Here is a 22,971-nt window from a genome sequence, read left to right as displayed (position 1 = left end):
GGCGGCGCCATCGCGACGGTGGCCGATTTTCGTCTGCGGACACCGACCGACCATAACGAAGATCGGGGCCAGTTGCATATCGGCTCAGCATCTTTCGGCCTCGCACGGCGAGGACTGCAAAGTACATGGGATTCGAGCAAACGAATCTCGTAGCGCATATGCGGGGCGCAGGATGTGCTCAATAGGCACTCACCTGGGAACTGAACGTCAGAGTCGCAGCTTTGCCACGCTCAACCCGCTGGCGGTTGCAAGTGGAGCGAATTCGTCGACGAGAACATAACTTTGGTATCAATCGCGCCGGAGTTGGGTCGAATCAGTCCCGCACTGGTAGCGGTCGCCCTTGTCGGGGCGAAGGAAGCGCCACCGCAGCGGGAACGATTCCGGTTCGTCGAATAGAGCGCCAGCGCGTGCCTTCTCGGCCGCTAGGGGTTGTCGTCCCGATCGCCCCACGCCAGCCGCACCGAACTCGCCGTCCGGACCGCGGTCGCGTAACCGTCGTCGGTGTCCACGACGTCGTCGTCGCCGTCGTCGGGAACACGGCCGCTCCGGATCGGTCCCGTGTCGGCGTCACCGTGCTCGTCGAACCACTCGTGGTCCACGTCGTCTGCGGCCGCGGCGTGGTTGGCACGCGCCAGAGCCAGTAGTTGCCGCGGGGTCTTCGACGGCCACCAGTTGGCGTCGCCCACCATCACGGCCAGGGCAGGCACCGTGATCGTCCGCACGATGAAGGTGTCGAGCAGCAACCCGACGCCGATGATGAAACCAAGCTGCACCACGGTCGCAAGGCTGCTCACCGTCAACGCCAGCATCGACGCCGCGAAGATGAGCCCGGCCGACGTGATCACACCGCCGGTGGCGCCCACGGTCTTGATCACCGCGGACGGCACACCGAGTTTCGCCTCGTCGCGGATGCGGGAGATGAGCAGCAGGTTGTAGTCGGCACCCACCGCGACCAGCACGAGGAACGCCATCCCCCCGACGCTCCAATAGATGTCCTGACCCAGGATGACCTGGAAGAACAGCACGCCGATGCCCATCGCGGACACGTAGGACAGCACCACCGAGAGCATCAGGTAGACCGGCGCCACCACCGCCCGCAGGATCAACGCCAGGATCAGGAAGACGACGACCAGCGTCATGATGATGATGTAGCGCAGGTCCGCGTTGTAGTGATTGCGCATTTCGTTGTTGAACGCCGAGAACCCGACCATCCTGATGTCGGCGTTCTGCAGGCTCGTGTTCGGCCGCGCACTGTTGGCAGCGTCGACGATGTCATCGACCTGGTCCATCGCCTCGACGCCGAACGGGTTCAACGCCGTCTGAACCAGATAGCGGACGGTGTGCCCGTCCTCGGAGACGAAGAGCTCCGCCGCCTTCTGGAACTCCTTCTGCGTAAGGATCTGCGGTGGGATGTAGAAGCCGGACATGGCCGGGTCGGCGGCATCGCGCTTCATCGCCAGCAAAAAGCTCGAGGCCTGATCGAGGCCGCCACCCATGTTCCGCGTCTGATCGACCAACAGCTTGACGCCGTCCGCCAGCTGATTACTCGAGTCAGCGAGCTGATTCACGCTGGTACGCAGCTCGCCCAACCTGCGGTCGAGGTCGTCCTCGTCCTCGATCCCGAGCTGCTGCAGGCCCCCCAGCGCGCGTTCGAGGTTGGATCCGACGTCGCGGATGACGTCGTCGACGCGATCGGTGCCCTTGGTCTCCTTCAGGCCCCTGCTCAGCGCCTCCAGGTAGGCGACGTCGGCCTCGTTGTAGCCGTCCACCCGGCGTTGCAGCTCGGCCCGAGCCGCCACGCACGCTGGATCGATGTTGCACGCAACGTTGTTGTTGAGCGCGACGAGCATCGACTTCGACGACCGGTAGGCGTCGGTGACCTGCTCGAGGCTGTCGCCCAGCGAATCGCCCACCGACTGCATGTTCGCCAGCAGGCCCGCCTGTTGCTCGAGTTCGGCGAAGGTGACGTCGTCACCCATGGCCTCCTTGATGGCGATCAGCCCGCCGACCACTTCGCGGATCGACGCGAACGAGCCGAGCACCTGGTCGCGGAACTGTTTGTGCACGTCGGCGAGTTGGCGCGCGCCATTGCTCAGCAGGTTCAGGTTGTTGTTGTTGTCCTCGATCAGCCCGGACGCGTCGGCCAGCTTGGAGCCGACCTCGCCGGCCTGATAGGTGGACTTCGCCTCGTTCAGCATCTCGCCGGTGGGACGCGTGATACCGCGCACCATGTCGATGCCCGGCACCTGGGAGACCCGCTGCGCCATCTGCTCCAGGTCCGCCAACGACTTCGGCGACCGGAGGTCGACGTTCGGGTCGTGGACCATGATGAACTGCTGCATCGTGGTACTGACCGGAAAGTGCTTGGTCAGGGCGTCGTAGCCCCTGTTGCTCGCCGCGTCGGCCGGGATGTTCTTGCGGTCGTCGTAGTTGTACTGCACGAAGGCGGTACAGGCAGCCAGCGCCAGCAGCACCGCCAGGCTCGCAACGAGGTGGATCCTCGGCCGTCGGACGATGTGCACGGCGGACTTGCGCCAGAAGCGCCCCGTGAGGTCCTTCTTGACCTTTATCCAGCCGCGCCGCCCGGCGAGCACCATGAGGGCAGGCAGGACCGTCAGCGAACCCAGCACGCCGATCAGGATGGTGACCGCCAGCGACGGACCCACGGTGAGGAACACGCCGAGGGTCGCGAACGACAGGCCCATGAAGGTCAGGGCAACCGTCGCCGCCGAGCCCGTGATCACCTCGCCGATCGTCGCGATCGATCGGATGACGGCTTCGTCCGAGCCCATCCCGTTGCGCAGACATTCCTGATATCGGCTGAACAGGAACACCGCGTAGTCGACCCCGGCGCCCATCATCATGCCGGTCATCAAGATCATCGTCTGCGGGCCCAGTGGCAGGCCCAACTCACCCAGCCCGGCGACCACCTGCTGCGCGACGGCCATCGAGATGCCGATCGTGATCAGCGGCATCAACATCGCGACCAGGTTGCGATAGACGATGATCAAGATCGTCAGAATCGTGACGACCGTGGAGATCTCGATGATCAGCTGGTCGCGGGCGCCGATCTCGTTCAGGTCGTCGAACGTCGCCGCTCCGCCCACGACGTTGACTTGCAGCGCCGATCCTGCCGTCGACTCCTCGACGATCTTCAGGGCAGCGCGGTACGCCTTCTGGCCCGACCCGGAACCCATCGTTCCCGCCAAGCTGATCGGCAGGGTCCAGGCCTGCTTGTCCTCGCTCGTCATCGCCTGGCGGAGTTCGGGGATCGCCACGAAGTTCTGGGTCGACTTCACGTTGGTCTTGTCGGTGGCCAGTGCCTCGACGAGCCGCCGGTACACCTCCTCGTCCGCGGGGGTCAGTTCGTCGTCCTTCGACAGCACGACGACCGCAACGTTGCCGCCATCAGCCCCCTTGAAGGCCTCCTTCATCAGCGCGGTCGACGCGAGCATCGGTGAACCCTCCGGCAGGAGGGCGGGCGGATTCTTCTGCGACACCACGAGCAGGGGGCTGATCGTCAGGAAGAGCACGACGGCCAGCGACACCCAGAAGACGAGGATCGCGATGGGTCGCCGAACCACGAATCGCCCAAGCGATTCGAACGCCCCATGTACAGAGGCGCCACGGCTATCGGCGCGGCTGAACACCATGTGAGGTTACACCGACCAGCTACCGTCAGTCCGCGGTTGACGTGTCGCCTCAGGCGTCTCTCAGCAACGTGCATTGTCGGGACGTGCTGTAATCGTGTGTGCTTCGTGCGAAATCGGGAAAGTCGTTCCAAAACAACGCTCTTTCATACCAATCGGCGAAATCCGTGTTCAGCCCCGGATCGGCTGCGCGGTGACGCCGAAGACGTTCGTGATCGCAGTGCACGGCACTCGCGGCGACGTCGAGCCGTGCGCGGCCGCAGCACTCGAACTCCAGCGCCGGGGGCACCGCGTGCGCATGGCCGTGCCCCCCAACCTGACCGCGTTCGTCGAGTCCGTCGGCCTCGGGCCTGCGGCAACGTACGGGGTCGACTCGCAGCAGCAGCTGGAAGCCGACATCTTCAAGGACTGGTGGAAGTTTCAGAACCCGATGACGGTGTTGCGGCGCAGTCGCGAGTACGTCACCGAGGGCTGGTCGGAGATGAACGAAACCTTGGTGGCCAACGCCAAGGACGCCGATCTGATCCTCACCGGCACCACGTATCAGGAGGTCGCGGCCAATGTGGCCGAAGCGCTGCACATTCCGCTCGCGGCACTGCACTACTTCCCGTGCCGTGAGAACGGCCAGGTGCTCCCGGTTCCGCTACCCCGGCCGGTGCTGCACGCCGGCTGGTCGACTGCGGAATGGGCGCACTGGAAGGTCCTGAGTAAGGCGGAGAACGCCCAGCGCATGGCGCTCGGGCTACCGCCGGCAAAGACGCGCGCCATCCGCCGCATCGTCGAGGGCGGCGCGCTGGAAATCCAGGCCTACGACGAGGTGTTCTTCCCCGGACTCACCGAGGAGTGGCGGGGCGTTCGGCCCCTGGTCGGGTCGCTGTCGCTCGAACTGCCGGCTGCCGACGACGATGACGTCCTGGCCTGGATTGCCGCGGGCACTCCACCGATCTACTTCGGTTTCGGCAGCATGCCGGTCGAGTCACCCGCCGACGCCGTCGCCATGATCACCGCCGTGTGTGCCGATCTCGGCGAACGTGCGCTGATCAGCAGCGGCGTGTGGGACGTCGCCGACCTGCCACGCAGCGAACACGTCAAACTGGTCGGCGCGGTGAATCACTCGAAGGTCTTCCCGGCCTGCCGCGCAGTGGTGCACCACGGTGGCGCAGGCACCGTGGCCGCGAGCGTCCGCTCGGGGGTGCCGACGGTGGTGCTATGGGTGTCCGCCGATCAGCCGGTGTGGGCGGGGAAGCTCAATCGCCTGGGAGTCGGGGTGGCCCGGCGCTTCTCGAGCACCGATGCCCGCTCGTTGACCAAGGCGTTGCGGACCGCGCTGAGCCCGGCATGTCAGGAGCGCGCACGCGAGGCCGCCACCAGGATGACATCGCCCGCGCGTGCCGCGTCGACCACGGCAGACCTCCTCGAGGAGGCGGCAGGCCGGGGGCGCGACTAGATGATCGTCGCCTTGAGCTCCAGCGTGGCGAGCGTCTCGGTCACCCGGTCCCCCAGCCACTCTCGCGTGTTGTCGGCACCCACCTCGTAGCCGACGACACCGATCGAGATGAAGGTCGCCGTGCGGCCTGCCGCGAGGACCAACTGGCCCCCGGTGCGCTCGATCGTGGCGCGCGAGACGTTCTGGTCCATGGGCCGGAACAGGACGTAATCGGCAGCGCTGCCGTCGATTCGCGTCATCTCCGCCGGTACCTCGCCGAGGTTCGAACAGGACACGGGGAGGTCACCGAACAACACGTCGGCGGTGCGCCGGACTGCCCGCTTCGGCACGTAGGGCGTGATGGGCAGCAGCAGGTGGGTGTCGTCGGGGACGTCGCGCACCATGGCGAAGGCCTCTCGCACAGCAGATCTGGCCCCGGCGAGGTCGGTGGTCACGTCGGACGGGTCGATCGTCGCCGTGGCGATCTTCATCGCGTTGCCGCGCAGGTCGTCGTCGCCGGCCCGGTCACTGATGGCGATCAGGGTGGTCACCGCACCGTCGTCGCGAACCCGGCCGAGCCGCTTGCCCAGCAACGCCCCGAACCCCGCGAGCAGCGAATACGTCGTACCACCAAGCGCTTCGGCGCGCGCATCCCAATCCCGTGCGTCGACGATCGCGGACACCGCAGGCAGCACGACGTCGCCGTCGGGCACGTGCGCAGCCGGCGGCCGGGATGCGCCGGACGAGGAGATCTCGCCGCGCTTGCCGTAGGCGAACTTGGCGGCGTGCACGACCGTCCGACCGAAGTCCGGGAGATCGCGCGCGACCTGCCGAACGTCGGACGTGAAACGATTCCGCCGGGGCCGCCGCGCGGGCATGTCGTAGCCGAAGTCGCGGCGTCTGCCCTCGACGGCCTCGGCCATGGCCAGCAGTGAACCGCCGCCGTCGAGTAGGCAGTGCGACAGCACCAGGGTCACCGCGGACGTGCCGTCGCTCATCGGCAGCACGCCGAGATGCCACCCGGGGCCGTGCACGGGATCGACCGGGGTCTGCGACCGCTCCTCGATCCACGCGCCGAGTTGGCCCGGTGGCCGCGTGTCGGCGACGTCCAGTGGCGCGGGCGCCCCGGCTGCCGACACCCAGCGGTGGCGGCCGAAGGGCAGGACGGAGTGCTCGATCAGCCGAGCCGCCAACCCCTGGCCGAAGTGGGCGTGAAAGCGCCGGATGCCGGCCATGTCGACTGGGCGCTCGTACACCCAGACGAACTGGGCCAGCTGTTGACGCCCGGTGGCCTCGAACGACAGGTACGTCGCCTGGTCGATGTAGGCCAGACGGTCGTCACTGCCGCTGAGACGACCTCGGCTCACAGGACTTCCCCACCGAGCCCGAACTCCGCGAGCGCAGCGGTGACGCGCTCGCGCAGAGCGGCCTTGGTGTTCTCCGACCCGGGCTGGTAGGCGACGATGGTCAGCGTCACCTTGCCGTCGATTCTCGCGCCGACGACCGTCAGCAGCCCCTGCCGCTCCTCGAGCACCCGGCGGGTGACGTGCTGGTCGATGCCGCGCAGCATCACCCGCTCGGCGACGGTTCCGTCCGGGCGGGCGACGTCGACGGGCAGGTCGCCGAGATTGGAGCACGACACGGGTTGTGCGGTGAAACCGAAAGCGAGGTCGGCCGATTGGCGCACGGCGACCTTCGGGATGAACGGGGTCAGCGGCAGCAACTCGAACGTCGTGTCCGGCCCTTCGCGCATCACCTGCAAAGCCTGTCGGATCGCCGTTCGCGTCTCGGACAGGTCCTTGGTGACGTATGTGGGGTCGGCGCGCACGTAGGCCAGCGTGACCGCGTTGGCACGGGTGTCCTCGAGCGTGCGGTCGTTGATCGGGACGATGAGCCCGACCGTGCCGTCGTCGGCGAGTTCCCTGCCCTGCAGGATGGCCAACCGCGCTGCCACCCCGGCCAGCATCGAGTGACTGTTGCCACCCAGCTCGGCCGCACGGGCATCCCAGTCATCGAGGGACACGAACGCCGACACGACCGGCACCACGACCGGGGTGTCCGGGTGGCGCTGCTCGGACTTCTGCTTGGACGCGCCCGCAGACTCCTTGCGCTCCTTGCGCCTGCCGTTGAGGAACTTGGCGGCGGTGACCAGCGTCCGTCCCAGTTGCGGTGCGTCCCTTGCAGTTTGGCGTAGATCCTCGACGATCGCCGCCCGTTTGGCCCGCGATCGGGGCGGCGGATACCCGAGGTCGCGACGGGTCCCCGCCACCGCCTCGAAGACCGCGAGCAACGCGGCGCCACCGTCACCGATGCAGTGCGATCCGACCAGGCTCACTGCGGTCGACCCGTCGGTCATGGGCAGGACGCCCATGTGCCAGGCCGGTCCGTGTTCGGGATCGATGGGCCGCTGCGAGTGCTCGTCGAGCCAGTCGCTGAGTTCCGAGCGCGGCCGTGGGTCGGCGACCACCTCGAGCGGTGCCGCCGGACCGAGTGCGGAGACCCACCGGTGCCGACCGAACGGCAGCGGCGAGGGCTCGATCAGCCTGCCCGCCATGCCATACCCGAAGTCGCGGTGGAATCGCCGGAGTTCGTCCCAGTCCACCGGATGGTCGTACACCCACACCATCTGCATGGCGGCGGCCTGCCCCGTGGCCCGCAAGCCCAGGAACAACGCCTGATCGACGAACTCGAGCAGATGGTCGGGCTGCTCCCGAGTCTGCGGAACTGCCATGCTCAGCTCTTGGCCGCCGGTACCGGCTCGCGGTCGCGGACACCGTTGTGGTGCTTGGAGTCTCCGTGACCCACGTGCCCGCGGGTGCGGCCGTGCACGGCGCCGTCGGCGACACCGACGTAGATGGCGGTCATCGCCTCGAGGTACCGGTCGATGGACTCGCGGGCGATCGGGTTGTTCGGGTACGCCACCGTGACGGTGGTCTCCCGCTCACCGCGGTTGACCCACAGGCCGATCTGGTAGGCCGAGCGCGCATCGCCGAACACCCTGCCGTTCATCCGTTCCCACTCCGCGATGATGCTGGCGGACAGCGGGGGCAGACCGGCGTCGAGGAACGACACCATGGGCACGCCGGGCGGCGGGCTGTGCAGCCCCAGCTCGGGATCGGCCAACTCAAGTACCCGGTCGAACGGCACGTCCGCCATGTACATGCGACCGTCGAACGACTTCTGCGCAGCACGGGCGGTGTCCCCGAACGACGCCGGATCGACGTCCACCGAGATCGGCACCACGCCGGTGAACCACCCGGTGGTCTGGAACTCCTCGGGCGTTTGCCGCGTCGTGGTCGGGGTAATGACGTGGTACTCCGTGGAGCCGGTCAGCACCTGCTGCGCCATTGCAGCGCAAGCGAATACGCCACCGATGAACCGCGCACCCGCCGCGGTGCACGCGGCTTCGAAGCGATCGGACTGCTGCTTGTCCAGCAACCGCACGGTGAGGAGGTCACCCGACACCGACCACGGCGGATCACCGAGGGGGAAGGGAAAGTGCGGCAACGTGCCGTCGTTGTGCGCAGCGAACTCGACCCACTCCCGAACGGCGGGCGTCTCCGCCGTGAGCGCGGCGAGGTAGTCGCGCTGACGGACGCAGTAGTCGTCGTAGCTACCGGCGGCCGGCAGCGGAATCGGCGCGGATCCTGCGGCGAGCGCCGCGTACATCATGTGGATCTCGACCAGCACGATCCCCATGAACATCGCGTCGGTATGGACGTGGTCGATGCTGATGTAGAACGTGAAGTGGTCGGCACGCTGAATGATGCCGAACGAGAAGCAGTCCCACTGCAGTGGATCCGGCGTGCTGAGCACGTGCTCGCGCCACTGCGACGCCGTCATCTCGCCGTGCTTGGTCGGCACGAAGTTGATGTCCCTGGGGTTGGCAACGGTGTGCCGGACGATCTGGTCGTCGTCGGTCATCTCGAACCAGCTGTGGTACGTGTCGTGACGACGCAGGTAGGCGTTGATGACGTGGCTCATCGCGCGCACGTCGCACTGACCCTGCATGTCCCAGGCCGGGATGTTGAGTCGCGCCATGTCGGTGCCACCGGCCAGATGGCTGAGGTAACCCCGGATGTGCTGTGCCTGCTGATAACTCACCGGCACGTCGCTCACCGGCGCCTTGGCCACCTTCGCACGGCTCGCGGGCGACGGGTGCCAGGACACGACGTCACCCGAAGTCCCTATCCAGTCGTGGATCGCCTTGATCGCAACCATTTATCTCTTCCCCGCTCGTTGTCTGGCAATGAGCGACGTCATCGGCGCTGATCGGGCCATCACGACGACACCGTCGTGGATTCGTTGTCGATGTTCATGGCGCTGGCGATCGTCTCGCTCAGACGCTCGGCCAACGCACGCACCGTGGTGACGTCGGTCGAGCCGATGCGGACCCCGGTCTCGGCCTCGAGCCGCGTGCGCAGCTCGAGCGTCCCGAGTGAGTCGAGGCCGTACTCCGACAGCGGCCGGTCGGCGTCGACCGAGCGCCGCAGGATCAGGCTCATCTCCTCGGAGATCAAGCGACGCACCCGCGCCGCCCAGTCCTCGCGCGGCAGGAGTCGCAGTTCCTCGAGGAACTCGCTCGTCCCCGACCGGTCCTGGCCCAACGATGCGAACGCCTCGGCGAACGGGCTGGTCTGCGCGAACGCGGTGAGCCAGGCGGCTCCCGCGACAGGCGCGTAGCCGCTATACACCCTGGTGTGCCGCATCAGGGCATCGAACGCGTACGCACCGTCCTCGGGATCGATGGCCATGCCGTCGTTGTCGGCCATCGCCTGGCCGGCACCGATCTGAGCCCATGCGCCCCAGGCGATCACCTGTGCGGGCAGTCCCTTGGACCGGCGCCAGCGCGCGAACGAGTCGAGCCAGCTGTTGGCCGCCGCGTACGCACCCTGGCCGGGTGAACCGACCATCGCCGCCGCCGAGGAGAATCCGCAGAACCAGTCCAGCGACGCCGTCGTCGTGGCCTCGTGCAGACGCCAGGCGCCCAGCGCCTTCGGCGCCCAGTCCCGGTCGAGCAGATCGTCGGTGATGTTGGCCAGCGTCGCGTCCTCGACGACCGCCGCGGCGTGCAGGACGCCGCGCAGCGGGATGCCCGTCGCGGTGGCGCATGCGACCAGCCGGTCGGCCGTGCCAGGAACCGCCACGTCGCCGAGTTCGACCTCGATCTCGGTGCCCTTGCGCCGGATCCTGTCGATCACGCGTTGCGCCTCGGGGCTCGGCGTGGAGCGACCGTTGAGCACGATGCGCCCGCACCCCGACTTGGCCATCATCTCGGCGAGGAACAGACCGAGCCCGCCGAGACCGCCGGTCACGACGTACGCGCCGTCGCTGCGGAAGGCCGGCGCGCGGTCGGCGGGCACGACGGCGGCGTACTGCCCCGCGCGCGGCACGTCGAGCACCAGCTTGCCGGTGTGCTCGGCAGCACCCATCGCGCGAATCGCGTTGGCGCCGTTGGCCAGCGGGTAGTGCGTCGTCTGCGGCGGCGGCAGCTTGCCGTCGGCGATCTGCTGATAGATCGTCTCGAGCAGGCTGCGCAGCGTGTCCGGGGTGACCAGGGTGAGCAGTGCGAGGTCGACCGCGTAGAACGACAGGTTCCGGCGGAACGGGAACAGGCCCATCTTCGTGTCGCCGTAGATGTCGCGCTTGCCGATCTCGACGAACCGACCGCCGAAGGTCAGCAGTTCGAGACCCGCCCGCTGCGCGGCACCGGGCAGCGAGTTCAGCACGATGTCGACGCCGTAGCCGTCGGTGTCGCGCCGGATCTGGTCGGCGAACTCGACCGTACGCGAATCGTAGACGTGGTCGATGCCCATGTCGTTCAGCATCTTCCGACGTTCCGGGCTGCCGGCGGTGGCGTAGATCTCCGCCCCGGCTGCCTGTGCGATCGCGACCGCGGCCTGACCGACGCCGCCGGTGGCGGAGTGGATCAGCACCTTGTCGCCGGCCGTGATCCGGGCCAGGTCGTGCAGCGAGTACCACGCGGTGGCGTGCGCGCTCGGCACGGCCGCCGCGGTGGCGTCCGGCAGGTCCTCGGGGATGCGGACGGCGAGGTTCGCGTCGCACGTGACGAACGTGCACCACGCACCGGTCGCCGAGATGCCCGCGACCCGGTCGCCGATCTGGTGATCGGTCACGCCGGCACCGACCGCGGTCACCACGCCTGCGAAGTCGGCGCCGAGTTGCGGCATCCGGCCCTCGAAGGACGGGTAGCGGCCGTACGCGACCAGGACGTCGGCGAAGTTGAGGTTCGACGCCGACACCGCGACCTCGATCTGGCCGGGGCCAGGTGGGGTCCGCTCGTAGGACACGAGTTCGGCCGACTGCAGGTCACCGGGAGTGCGGATCTGCAGGCGCATGCCGTCGCGCTCGGGGTGGACGACGGTGGTGTGCCGCTCCTCGGCCTGCAGCGGCGTGACGTTGAGTCGGGCCGCGTAGTACTGCCCCTCGCGCCATGCCGTCTCATCCTCGTCGGAACCCGAGAGCAGTTCGGCGGCAATGGATTCCGCGTCGGTGGTGTCGTCGACGTCGATTTGCGTCGGTCGCATCGACGGTTGCTCCATGCCCAGGACGCGCACCAGGCCGCGCACACCGCCCTGAGCGAGATGCGGCACCTCGCCGGACAGCACGGACTGCGCTCCCCTGGTGACGACGTAGAACCTCGGCGGCTCGCCGGGCACTTCGGGGATGACGCGGGCGATGCGCACCAGGTGGCGGACGTGGTCGGCGCCGTCGGCGACGGGGTCGCCGTCCGCGCGCTGCGGATCCTCGACGATCACGACACCGGCGAACGGGCGGGCCGTCAACGTCTCCCGCAGTCCTGCGGCGACGGTGGCGTGATCGCCGTCCGCCGGCCAGGTCAGCGTCGTGACGTCCGCGTCGCGGGACTTCAGCACGTCGGCCAGTCGAGCGGCCATCGGGTCGGAGTCCACGCCGGTGTCGATGATCATCCACGCCCCGGTCCCCGCCACGTCGGCGACGGGAGTGTCCTGGCGGCGCCAGTCGATGGTCAGGAGCCGGTCGTTGAGACGACGCTCGCGCTGCCCCTGCTCCGAGACCCCGGTTCCGAGTCGCAGACCGGACACCGTCAGCAGCACGTTGCCGTGCTCGTCGAGCACGTCGATGTCGGCTTCGACCCCCGTCGGCGCCACGCTGGTCAACCGGACCAGGCAGTAGTGGGCGTTGCGGGTGGATGCGTATGCCTTCAACTCGCGCACGCCGAGCGGCAGCATCAGCGCACCGCTGGTGTCCGAGAACAGCTCGGGATGGGCACCCACGGCCTGGAAGCAGGCGTCCAGGAGCGCAGGATGCGCCACGAACGACCCCTGCTGCGAGCGGATCGAACCGGGCAGCGCGACCTCGGCGAGGACGGACGGGCCGTCGGCGGTGTGGGCCGCGGTCAACCCGCCGAACGCCACGCCGTAGCCGATGCCGCGCGCTGCGTAGAAGTCTCGGAGTTCCTGGCCCTCGACCCGCACCGGGTGTGCGGCGAGGAGGTCGGGGACGTCGTACGGGGTGGGCTGATCGCCGTCGTCGGCGGCTTGCAGCACGGCTGAGGCGCGCTGCACCTCCTCGTCGTCGGCGTGGGTCTTCACGGTGAACTCGACGACGCCCGTCGGCGTCACGGACGCGACGGCCGACAGCGGGGTCTGCTCCTCGAGCAGCAGCATCTGCTCGAACGTCACGTCCCGCACCGATGCCCCGTCGCCGAGGACCTGGCGGGCGGCGGCGAGTGCGATCTCGCAGTACGCGGCGCCGGGCAGTGCGGCCACGTCGTGCACCCGGTGATCGTCGAGCCACGGCTGCGCCACGGTGCCGACGTCGGACTGCCACACGTGGCGTTCCGGTGTCTCCGGCAGCCGGACGTGTGCGCCGAGCAACGGGTGGATGGCGACGGTGGCGGCGTTGTGGCCCTGCTCGTCGCGGGTCAGCATCAGGTGGGTGTGCGTCCACGTGGGCAGCGGCACGTCGAGGAGGTCCCCGTCCGGCCAGAGCACCGAGTAGTCGATCGCCGCGCCCGCGCCGTGCAGATCGGCGACGAACTCGCGCATGCCGTGCGGCAACTCCTGCTCGCGACGGATGCTCGCCAGCGCCGCCAGGCGGATGTCGAGGCTGCGGGCGTTCTGGTCGACGGCGTGCGTGAGCAGCGGATGCGGTGACAGCTCGCCGAACACGCGGAAGCCGTCTTCCAGCGCCGCCTGGACCGCCGCGGCGAAGCGCACGGCGTGCCGGAGGTTGTCCGCCCAGTAGTAGGCGTCGAAGTCGGCCGGATCGCGAGGGTCGTACAGCGTCGACGAGTAGTACGGAACGGTCGGTTCCATCGGCTCGATGTCCTCGAGCGCCTCGGTGAGGTCGTCGAGGATCGGGTCGACCTGCGGCGAGTGCGACGCCACGTCGACGGCCACCTCGCGCGCCATGATCCCGCGGGCGTCCCACTCGGCGATCAGCGCGCGGATCGACTCCTTGGCACCGCCGACGACGGCAGAGGACGGCGATGCCACGACCGACAGCACGACGTCGGTGACGCCGCGGGCGGCGAGTTCAGAGAGCACCTGCTGCGCCGGTAGCTCGACCGACGCCATCGCGCCCGAGCCGGAGACCGTCGCCATGAGGCGCGACCGGCGGGTGATGACCTTGACGCCATCGGCGAGCGACAGGGCGCCTGCGACGACGGCAGCAGCCGCCTCGCCCATCGAGTGCCCGATGACCGCCCCGGGGGTGACGCCGTAGGCCGCCAGCGTGGCCGCTAGGCCCACCTGCACGGCGAAGACGGTCGGCTGCACCCGGTCGATGCCCGTGACGACGTCGGCCGAGGACATCGCCTCGGTGACGGAGAAGCCGGATTCGGCCTCGATCAGCGGTTCGATCTCCGCGATCTTGGCGGCGAACACCGGTTCGGTGGCGAGCAGCCCCTTGCCCATGGCAGCCCACTGCGAGCCCTGGCCGGAGAACACCCACACCGGGCCGTGGTCGCCGTTGCCGACGGCAGGCTCGATGGGACCGTCGCCGTCGGCGATCTCGCGCAGCGCGGACACGAGCTGTGCGCGGTCCGCGGCGATGACGACGGTGCGCACCGGTCGGTGGGCCCGTCGGCGCGCCAGCGTGTACGCCAGGTCGGACAGTCCGGTCGTCTCGTCGGCGTCCTGGGTCGCAACCCAGTCGGCCAGCCGGCCGGCCGTACGGCGCAACTCCTCGACCGAGGTGGCCGACAGCGGGAAGAGCTTCGGGCCGTGCGACACGGCGTCGGCCAGATCGTTCTGTTCGACGCGTCGCGTCGACTGCCCCTCCGGGGCGGCCTCGAGCACGGCATGCACGTTGGTGCCCGACAGGCCGTACGAGGACACCGCGGCACGACGGGGGTGGTGGCCGTTCGTCGGCCACGGGGTCGTCTCGACCGGCACGAAGAGATTGGTCTCGATGCGGGCCATCTCGTCGGGCATCTCGGTGAAGTGCAGGTTCTTGGGCACGGTGCCGTGCTGCAGCGACAGGATCGCCTTCATCAGGCCGATGGCGCCGGACGCGGACTGGCCGTGGCCGAGGTTGGTCTTGGCCGATCCGAGCGCGCACGGCCCAGCGGTGCCGTAGACCTCGGCGAGGCTGGCGTACTCGATGGGGTCGCCGACGGGCGTGCCCGTGCCGTGGGCCTCGACCATTCCGACGGTCTCGGGGTCGATGCCACCGGCGGCGAGCGCCGAGCGGTAGACGTTCACCTGGGCAGGGCGAGACGGCACGGCGATGTTCACCGTGTGACCGTCCTGGTTGGCGGCGGTGCCGCGCACCACGGCCAGGATGCGGTCACCGTCGGCGAGGGCGTCGTCGAGCCGCTTGAGCAACAGGACCGCGGAACCCTCGCCGCTGACGAAGCCGTCGGCGTTGACGTCGAACGCGTGGCACTTGCCGGTGGGCGACAGCATGCCCTGGGCGGAGCCGGAGGACATCTTGCGGGGTTCGAGCATGATCGACACGCCGCCGGCCAGCGCAAGGTCGCTCTCGCCGTCGTGGAGGCTGCGGCAGGCCATGTGGACCGACAGCAGGCTCGACGAGCAGGCCGAGTCGACGGTGTAGGCCGGGCCGTGCACGCCGAGGTGGTAGGCGATCCGACCGGACGCGAGGCTGAAGTTGTTCCCGGTGAAGCCGTAGGGGCCCTCGACGGCATGCGCGTCGGCGGCGAGTAGCTGGTAGTCGGCATGGGTCATGCCGATGAATACGCCCGTCAGGGAGTCGGCGATGGTGGCCGGGTCGATACCGGCGTGCTCGATCGCCTCCCAGGCTGTCTCGAGCAGCAGGCGGTGCTGCGGGTCGATGGCCGTGGCCTCGCGCTCGTTGATGCCGAAGAAGTCGGCGTCGAACCCAGCGACGTCGTCGATGAACGCGCCCCACTTGGACACGGAGCGACCGGGAACACCTGGCTCGGGGTCGTAGTACTCCTCGGCGTCCCAGCGGTCCAGGGGAACCTTGGTCACGGTGTCCTGGCCTCGCAGCAGCGCCTCCCAGAGGGCCGCCGGTGAGTCGATGCCCCCGGGCAGTCGGCACCCCATGCCGATCACGGCAACCGGAGTAACCAGAGTGTCAACCACGTACTTCAACCTCTTTCACGAACGTTCGGAGCCCGACTCGCTGGGGGTGCAGCCTGCGTCAAACGTGGGTTCGCCGCATGTGTGCTGCAGTCCCTCGCTTCCCGCCGACATTCGCCTGTTTCGGTTCAAACGACGCGAATGCAACCTGCCAAACCCGAGATACCTCGGCAAACCTACATCCGCTCATTCACCCCAACCTTTGCTCGGCGGAAAGGTTACACCCCGCCAGGTCAATCCGTCTTGTCTACCAGGATCATGCCCCTGGCCTGCGCAAATAAGCAAAATTAACGATCTTGGTCAAATCTGGTTACCTTCACGGGGGGACCCAATAGATTCGCTTCGCGTCAATCTAGCAAACTAAACAGGCGTCAAAACGACGCCGCTCTGGGAGTGACGTACGTAACTCCTTGCGTGTGCCAGGACCGTACGCATCGAAATACTATGTTTGCTGAGTGATCATGACTATCGGGAAAACGGCCTGATGAGAGCCATGGGACCAAAGGTATGTGTTAGCCGGGTGTGACACCTGCGCATTCCGGCTCGGCTGGCGCCAGCGGTAGGGGTCACCCTGACTGGCAATCGTGAGCGGAGTAACGCATATTGTCGGCACCGTCGTATCGGCAACCGATCAGGCCAAAGGTCGGTTTTGGCCCGGCAAACCGTACTGCCTCAACGTCTTTGCACCAAAACCGCTGCTACACAAGCTAATCGCGTATTCGCGGTACGTGATCACGCGGTTTCAGGAACGTAGCCAGTCCGTCAGACGGCATCCTCCGCGAGGCCGTCGAACGACGATCCAAAATGACCGATCGGGGTGTGTCCATGCTTGCGGGCACTGGCCACCCCACGTCGAATCAGCGCAGCCGTCGCCACGAAGCCCGCTTGGTCCCCGACGACCATCGGAGTTAGCAGGCGGTTGTGCACGAAACCGAACGCCAGGCCGCTGCTGGGGTCCGCCCAGCCCAGCGACCCGCCGAGACCCACGTGTCCGAAGCCCGGCATGATGCCGCCCAGCGGCAGCCCGTGGTACCCGAGATGGAAGGACATCGGCATGAGCAGGGTGCCGTCGGGGTGCAGGCTGCGACGTCCGGTGAGGCTCGCCGTCAGCTCCGGCGACAGGAATCGCGTTCCTCCAACGGTGCCGCCGTTCGCGATGGCGCCGTACATCCGGGCGAGACCGCGGGCGGTGGCCACGCCGTTGGCCGCAGGCAGTTCGGCGTCGAGCAGCGGTATGTCGCGCTGGACGGTCGCCTTCATGCCCGGGAAGTAGAGCGACCCGAAACCACCGGCGATGGGGAGCGCCGCGATGTGCGGTGCGAGGAGGTTGAAGATCGGGTTCTGCAGCCGGCTCTGCGGCCCGATGATCCGGGCGGGCTGGGTGGGCGCCGTCAGAGGTGGGCGGCCGAGGTGGATGCCGTCGGTGTCGAGTGGTTCGGCGAGTTCGGTGCGGAACAGGTCGCGCATGCCGCGTCCAGTGACGGCTCGCGCGAGACCCGACACCAACCAGCCGAAGGTGATGGCGTGGTAGGCGGGCCGACCTCGCAGCACGCCCATCGGAGCCGCGGCCATGCGCTCCTCCATGAGCACGTGGTCCATCATGTCCACCGACGTGGCGCGGTTGAGATGGGACAGCCCGGCACGGTGGCGCAACATCTCCCGCACCGTGACGCGTGACTTGCCGTTCGCGCCGAACGCAGACCAGTACTCGGCGACCGGGGCGTCGTAGTCGATCAGACCGCGATCGGCCAACCGGTGGATCACGGTCGAGGCCGCACCCTTGGTCGCCGAGAACACCATGGCTCCGGTGTCTGCGACCCAGTGTCGCCTGCCACGCCGATCGGCCCAGCCCGTCCACACGTCGACGACGGGTTCGCCGTCGAGGTAGATGGCGAGCGCGCCGCCGCCGAGACGGGGATGCGGGAACAGCGTCGCGAACGCGCGCACGGCACAGGCGAAATTGGGATCCGCCGCGCCCTGAACGCCATGCGGAAGCGCCTCGCTGCGCTCCCGAAGTGTTGCTGGGGTCACAGTTCACAAGATTACAGACGGGTGTCCAGTAAGGGACCACCCGTTATCGATCCGATGAGGATTCGACGGTGACACCGTTGCCTGACGCGCCAGGCCGCCGTGAGGGCGCTAGCCGTCGGACGCGTCGAGGATCGCCTGGGCGGCGAGCGCGGGGGTGAGTTCTCCGTCGCGCACCTGCTGCTCGACGTCCGCCCGGATGGCCTTGACCTTCGGATGGGACAGCACGCGGTCGAGCACGGTGTCGCGCACCATCGACCACGTCCACTCGACCTGCTGCCTGCGGCGCCTGGCCTCGAATTCCCCGGCGTCGGTCAGCACGCGCCGGTGCTCCAGCACGGTCTCCCACAACTTCGCCAGACCGTCACCGGTCAGCGCACTCATCGTCAACACCGGTGGCCGCCATAGGGTTTCGCGCGGGTAGATCAGACGGATGGCGCCGGCGAGTTCCCTGGCGGCCGCCTTGGCCTCGACCTCGTGTGGGCCGTCGGCCTTGTTGACCACAACCACGTCGGCGAGTTCGAGCACGCCCTTCTTGATGCCCTGGAGCTGATCACCGGTGCGCGCCAGGGTCAGGAACACGAACGAGTCGACCATGTTGGACACGGTCACCTCGGACTGACCGACCCCCACGGTCTCGACCAGGATGACGTCGTAACCGGCCGCCTCCAGCAGCACGATCGTCTCGCGAGTGGCTCTGGCCACCCCGCCGAGCGTCCCCGACGTCGGGGACGGTCGGATGTAGGCGTCGGGATGCACTGCGAGGCGGGCCATTCGTGTCTTGTCGCCGAGTATGGAGCCGCCGGTTCTGGTCGACGACGGGTCCACCGCGACCACCGCCACGCGGTGTCCCCGTTCGATGAGGTGCATGCCCAGCGCCTCGATCGTCGTCGACTTCCCAACTCCGGGCACACCGGTGATCCCAACGTGGTGGCCGCTGCCCGCCTCGGGCATCAACTCCAGCAGCAGTGCCTGCGCCCGATCCCTGTGATCGGACCGCGTCGACTCGACCAGTGTGATGGCACGCGCCAACGCGGATCGGTCGCGGCCGCGCACGGCCCTGGCGAGGTCCTCCACGCCGTCGGTCATCTAGCCGAGGTCGTAACCGAGCCGCTCGGCCAGCTTCTCCAGCAGACCGATGGCTGCATCGGCAATCACGGTGCCCGGCGGGAAGATCGCGGCCGCCCCCGCGGCGTACAGCTCGTCGAAGTCGCCGGGCGGGATGACGCCGCCCACCACGACCATGATGTCGGGCCTGTCGACCGCCGCGAGGGCATCGCGCAGCGCGGGCACCAGCGTGAGATGCCCTGCCGCCAAGGAGGAGACGCCGACGACGTGCACGTCGTTGTCCGCGGCCTGCCGCGCCACCTCGTCGGGCGTGGAGAACAGCGAGCCCACGTCGACGTCGAAGCCGATGTCGGCGAACGCCGTCGCGATGACCTTCTGGCCGCGGTCGTGCCCGTCTTGGCCCATCTTGGCCACCAGGATGCGCGGCCGGCGACCGTCCGCCTCGGCGAACTTCTCGACCAGTTCCGTTGCAGCGCTGACGTTGCTCGCCTTACCCACCTCGTCCCGGTAGACCCCTGCGATCGTGCGGATCTCGGCCTGATGCCGCCCGTAGACCTTCTCCAGCGCGTCGGAGATCTCCCCCACCGTCGCCTTGGCGCGTGCCGCGTCGATCGCGAGCGCCAGCAGGTTGTTGCCCAGGCCATCGACCCCCGAGTTGCCGGAAGCCGCTGCAGCCCTGGTCAATTCGGCCAGTGCAGCCTGCGTGGCGGCCTCGTCGCGGTCGGCGCGCAACTGTTGCAGCTTCGCGATCTGCTCGGCACGCACACGGCTGTTCTCGACCTTGAGGACCTCGACCTCCTGGTCCTCGTCGACCTGGTATTTGTTGATGCCGATCACCGTCTGAGCGCCAGAGTCGATCCGCGCCTGGGTGCGGGCGGCGGCCTCCTCGATGCGCAGCTTCGGGATGCCCTCGCCGATCGCCTGTGCCATGCCGCCGTGCTCGGCGACCTCGCGGATGTGGGCGCGGGCCTTCTCGGCCAGTTGGTGGGTCAGGAATTCGACGTAGTAGGAGCCACCCCACGGGTCGATCGGTCGCGTGGTACCCGACTCCTGCTGCAGTACCAATTGGGTGTTGCGGGCGATGCGAGCCGAGAAGTCCGTGGGCAGTGCCAGGGCCTCGTCGAGTGCGTTGGTGTGCAACGACTGGGTGTGGCCTTGGGTTGCGGCCATCGCCTCGATGCAGGTGCGCGCCACGTTGTTGAACGGATCCTGCGCGGTGAGCGACCACCCGGAGGTCTGCGAGTGGGTGCGCAGCGACAGCGACTTCTCGTTCTTCGGTTCGAACTGCGCGACGAGTTCGCTCCACAGCAGCCGGCCCGCACGCAGCTTGGCCACCTCCATGAAGAAGTTCATCCCGATGCCCCAGAAGAAGGACAGCCGGGGCGCGAACTTGTCGATGTCGAGGCCCGCGTCCAGACCGGCCTTGAGGTACTCGACACCATCGGCCAGCGTGTAGCCGAGTTCGAGATCGGCTGTCGCCCCGGCTTCCTGAATGTGGTAGCCGGAGATCGAGATCGAGTTGAACTTCGGCATCTTCACGCTGGTGTAGCCGAAGATGTCGGAGATCACCCGCATCGACGGCTTGGGCGGATAGATGTAGGTGTTGCGGACCATGAACTCCTTGAGGATGTCGTTCTGGATGGTCCCCGCCAGCTTCTCCGGCGGCACACCCTGCTCCTCCGCGGCCACGACGTACAGCGCCAGGATCGGCAGCACGGCGCCGTTCATGGTCATCGACACCGACACCGTCGACAGGTCGATCCCGTCGAATAGCTGTCGCATGTCGAGGATCGAGTCGATTGCCACGCCCGCCATGCCCACGTCACCGGCGACGCGCGGGTGGTCCGAGTCGTAGCCGCGGTGGGTGGCCAGGTCGAACGCCACCGACAGGCCCTTCTGACCGGCGGCGAGATTGCGCCGGTAGAACGCATTCGACTCGGCGGCCGTGGAGAACCCGGCGTACTGGCGGATGGTCCACGGCTGGTTGACGTACATCGTCGGGTACGGGCCGCGGACGAAGGGCGGTGCGCCCGGGAAGCCGTCGAGCGGATAGCCCGCGTCCACGATCTCGTCGCGGTCGGCGGCGATGTACACCGGTTTCACGTCGATGCCCTCGGGCGTGGCCCAGCCGAGCTGGTCGGCGGTGTAGCCGTGCGCCTCCGCGGCCTCGGCAACCTGCGCGTCCACCGCGGCTGGAGTGGCCGGCTCGCCCGTCTTGTCGCCGCGCAGCGGCACGTCGGCGAAGCTGGCGATGGCCGTGGCCGTCGTGTCGGACGCGGCTACATCGGATACGGCCATGTCAGGCCCCCAATCTGGTGAGCAGGGTCGACAGCGCGGCGATCGCGTCGATCTTGGCGGTCAAGTACTCGTCGGGCCCGTGCTCGGCGCCGGCGACGGCCTTCTCGGGTCCGGCGAGGTACACGTGCGAGACACCCGCGGCGCGGGCGGCCGCGACGACGGCCGACGCCTCGTCGCCGTAGCGGGCGTCAGTGCCGCAGATGACGACGACGCTGGGGTCGCCGGCCTCGGTCACCGCGGCGGCGACGCCGGGGGCGCTCACCGTGCCGGGGTTGAGGGTCAGGACGCCGCCCGATGCCAGCAGGTTCGCGGCGAACGTGGTCCGGACGTTGTGCTCGGCGAGCGGGCCCAGTGGCAGCAGCAGCGCCGTGGGGCGGGACCCACGGGCGGCGAGGAAGGCGTCCGAGCGGTCGCGCAGCGCTTCGAAGTCGGCACCCCAGCGCACCACCGCCGGCTCCGAGTTCGCGAGCACGTTCGCAGGCAGCGGAGCCTCCGTGAGGTTCGGGTACTCGTTGACGCCGGTGACGGAGGTCCGCCGGTGCGCGACGTCGGCACGACGGCGATCGCGGACCTCGGCGATCTGGGCGGTCACGTAGTCGGCCGAGCGGTCGAACCCGCCGCGGGCCTCGACGTCGGTGAAGTGCGCCCATGCCTGCTCGGCCAGCGCCTGAGTGAGGTCTTCGACGAACCACGACCCGCCTGCGGGGTCGAGGACGCGTCCGACGTGGGACTCCTCGAGCAGCAGCAGCTGGGTGTTGCGTGCCATGCGCCGCGCGAACGTCGTTGCCACACCGGGCAATCCGCCGGGGATGGCGCTGTCGAAGGTGTACACCCCGACGGTGTCCGCTCCCCCGACGCCCGCGGCGAACGCGGCGAGCGTGGTGCGCAGCATGTTCACCCAGGGATCGCGCTGCGACATCATCGGCATGGAGGTGACGGCGTGGACGGTCGCCGCACCGGCGTCGGGCGCCCCGACCACCTCCGCGACTCGCGCCCAGAGTTGGCGTGCCGCACGCAGTTTCGCGATCGTCATGAACTGGTCGTCGTCGGCAGCGAAGCGGAAGCTGATCTGGCGCAAAGCATCGGGCGTCGGCACGCCGCCGTCGGTCAACGCACGCAGATAGGTGACGCCGACCGCGATGGCCGCACCCAGCTCCCAGGACGCGCTCGCCCCGAGACCGTGGAACGTCGGCCCGTCCACCGTGATGGCACGGACGCCGCCGTCGTAGCCCATCGCCTTGGTTGCGGTCGACACGACGTCGCCGATCGACGGTGCCGCGCGGCCAGTCAGCGCTGCGGTCAGCGGGTCTGCGCCGAGATCGATCGACAGCCGTGCGCGCCGGTCGTCGTCGAGATCGGTCACCAGGGCCAGCACCGCGTCCGCCGCGGCGGTGTAGTCCGCGCCCGCCTCGAGGATCACCGGCACCAGTTCGAGGAAGACGCCCTCGAGGAGGCGGTCGAGTTCGGCTGGGGACACTGCCTGCCGGCCTGATCCATTCCCCGTCGCTTCGCTCGCCCCGACGCGAAGGGCGAGCGCGCTGGCCCCCTCGGTCAGCGCACTGAGCACCGCTCCGTTGCCTTCGTCCACCGACACCTGTCCCGGCAGCGGGAACGTCTCGACGACCTTCCACCCGGACTTCACGTCCCGGCGGGCATCGCCGCCGCGGACGAACGGCCACCGGCCCGGCAGCGGGGGTTCGGGCTGCGAGTCGAGCATCGTGTACAGCGGGCGGATGGGGAAGCCCTCGTACGTCTCCGAGTCCAGGAGGTGTTCCGGTTCCGCGCCGAGATCGCTGGGATCCTTGCGGCTGCTCTTGGCGAGGACGCCGGCGACCGCCGCACGCCACTGGTCGCGGTCCGACTCAGCAATGCTGAGCTTCGAACTGGACACCTGTTCGGACACCGATGACTCCCCTGCTATCGACCC

10 protein-coding genes are annotated in these 22,971 nt (G+C 68.4%); 1 reads left to right on the top strand and 9 read right to left on the bottom strand.

The window, feature by feature from the left end; translation table 11 throughout:
• Positions 1-422 precede the first annotated feature (422 nt).
• Positions 423-3,584 (bottom strand): MMPL/RND family transporter, encoded by a 3,162-nt coding sequence (locus LOK44_RS17645; RefSeq protein ID WP_237571387.1) that lies wholly within the window; start codon positions 3,582-3,584, stop codon positions 423-425.
• A 259-nt stretch (positions 3,585-3,843) separates the two neighbouring features.
• On the opposite strand from LOK44_RS17645, the gene LOK44_RS17640 reads away from it, so the two are divergent.
• Positions 3,844-5,097 (top strand): glycosyltransferase, encoded by a 1,254-nt coding sequence (locus LOK44_RS17640; RefSeq protein ID WP_237571386.1) that lies wholly within the window; start codon positions 3,844-3,846, stop codon positions 5,095-5,097.
• On the opposite strand, the gene LOK44_RS17635 is transcribed toward LOK44_RS17640, so the two are convergent.
• From LOK44_RS17635 to mutA, 8 genes are all read right to left on the bottom strand, one after another.
• Positions 5,094-6,443, bottom strand: coding sequence for a hypothetical protein (locus tag LOK44_RS17635; protein ID WP_237571385.1), 1,350 nt, complete (start codon positions 6,441-6,443; stop codon positions 5,094-5,096). The genes LOK44_RS17640 and LOK44_RS17635 overlap by 4 nt on opposite strands.
• Positions 6,440-7,807, bottom strand: coding sequence for a hypothetical protein (locus tag LOK44_RS17630; RefSeq protein WP_237571384.1), 1,368 nt, complete (start codon positions 7,805-7,807; stop codon positions 6,440-6,442). Before LOK44_RS17630 ends, LOK44_RS17635 begins: the two co-directional genes overlap by 4 nt.
• A gap of 2 nt (positions 7,808-7,809) precedes the next feature.
• Entirely contained in the window at positions 7,810-9,297 is a 1,488-nt protein-coding gene (locus LOK44_RS17625) for a condensation domain-containing protein (protein WP_237571383.1), read from the bottom strand.
• Between the two features lie 59 nt (positions 9,298-9,356).
• The gene (gene pks2, locus LOK44_RS17620; protein WP_308192762.1) at positions 9,357-15,653 is read right to left on the bottom strand and encodes a sulfolipid-1 biosynthesis phthioceranic/hydroxyphthioceranic acid synthase; all 6,297 of its coding nucleotides are present in this window, start codon (positions 15,651-15,653) and stop codon (positions 9,357-9,359) included.
• A gap of 759 nt (positions 15,654-16,412) precedes the next feature.
• Positions 16,413-17,681 (bottom strand): esterase/beta-lactamase LipL, encoded by a 1,269-nt coding sequence (gene lipL, locus LOK44_RS17615; RefSeq protein ID WP_237571382.1) that lies wholly within the window; start codon positions 17,679-17,681, stop codon positions 16,413-16,415.
• Positions 17,682-17,789: 108 nt separating this feature from the next.
• The gene (gene meaB / locus LOK44_RS17610; RefSeq protein ID WP_237571381.1) at positions 17,790-18,767 is read right to left on the bottom strand and encodes a methylmalonyl Co-A mutase-associated GTPase MeaB; all 978 of its coding nucleotides are present in this window, start codon (positions 18,765-18,767) and stop codon (positions 17,790-17,792) included.
• Entirely contained in the window at positions 18,768-21,044 is a 2,277-nt protein-coding gene (gene scpA / locus LOK44_RS17605) for a methylmalonyl-CoA mutase (RefSeq protein WP_237571380.1), read from the bottom strand.
• 1 nt (position 21,045) lies between these two features.
• Positions 21,046-22,947, bottom strand: a complete 1,902-nt coding sequence (gene mutA, locus LOK44_RS17600; RefSeq protein ID WP_237571379.1) for a methylmalonyl-CoA mutase small subunit — start codon at positions 22,945-22,947, stop codon at positions 21,046-21,048.
• Positions 22,948-22,971: the final 24 nt, after the last annotated feature.

The organism is Mycolicibacterium lacusdiani (assembly GCF_021916785.1).
GTDB lineage: Bacteria > Actinomycetota > Actinomycetes > Mycobacteriales > Mycobacteriaceae > Mycobacterium > Mycobacterium lacusdiani.
This window is presented reverse-complemented; position numbering and strand designations above follow the sequence as displayed.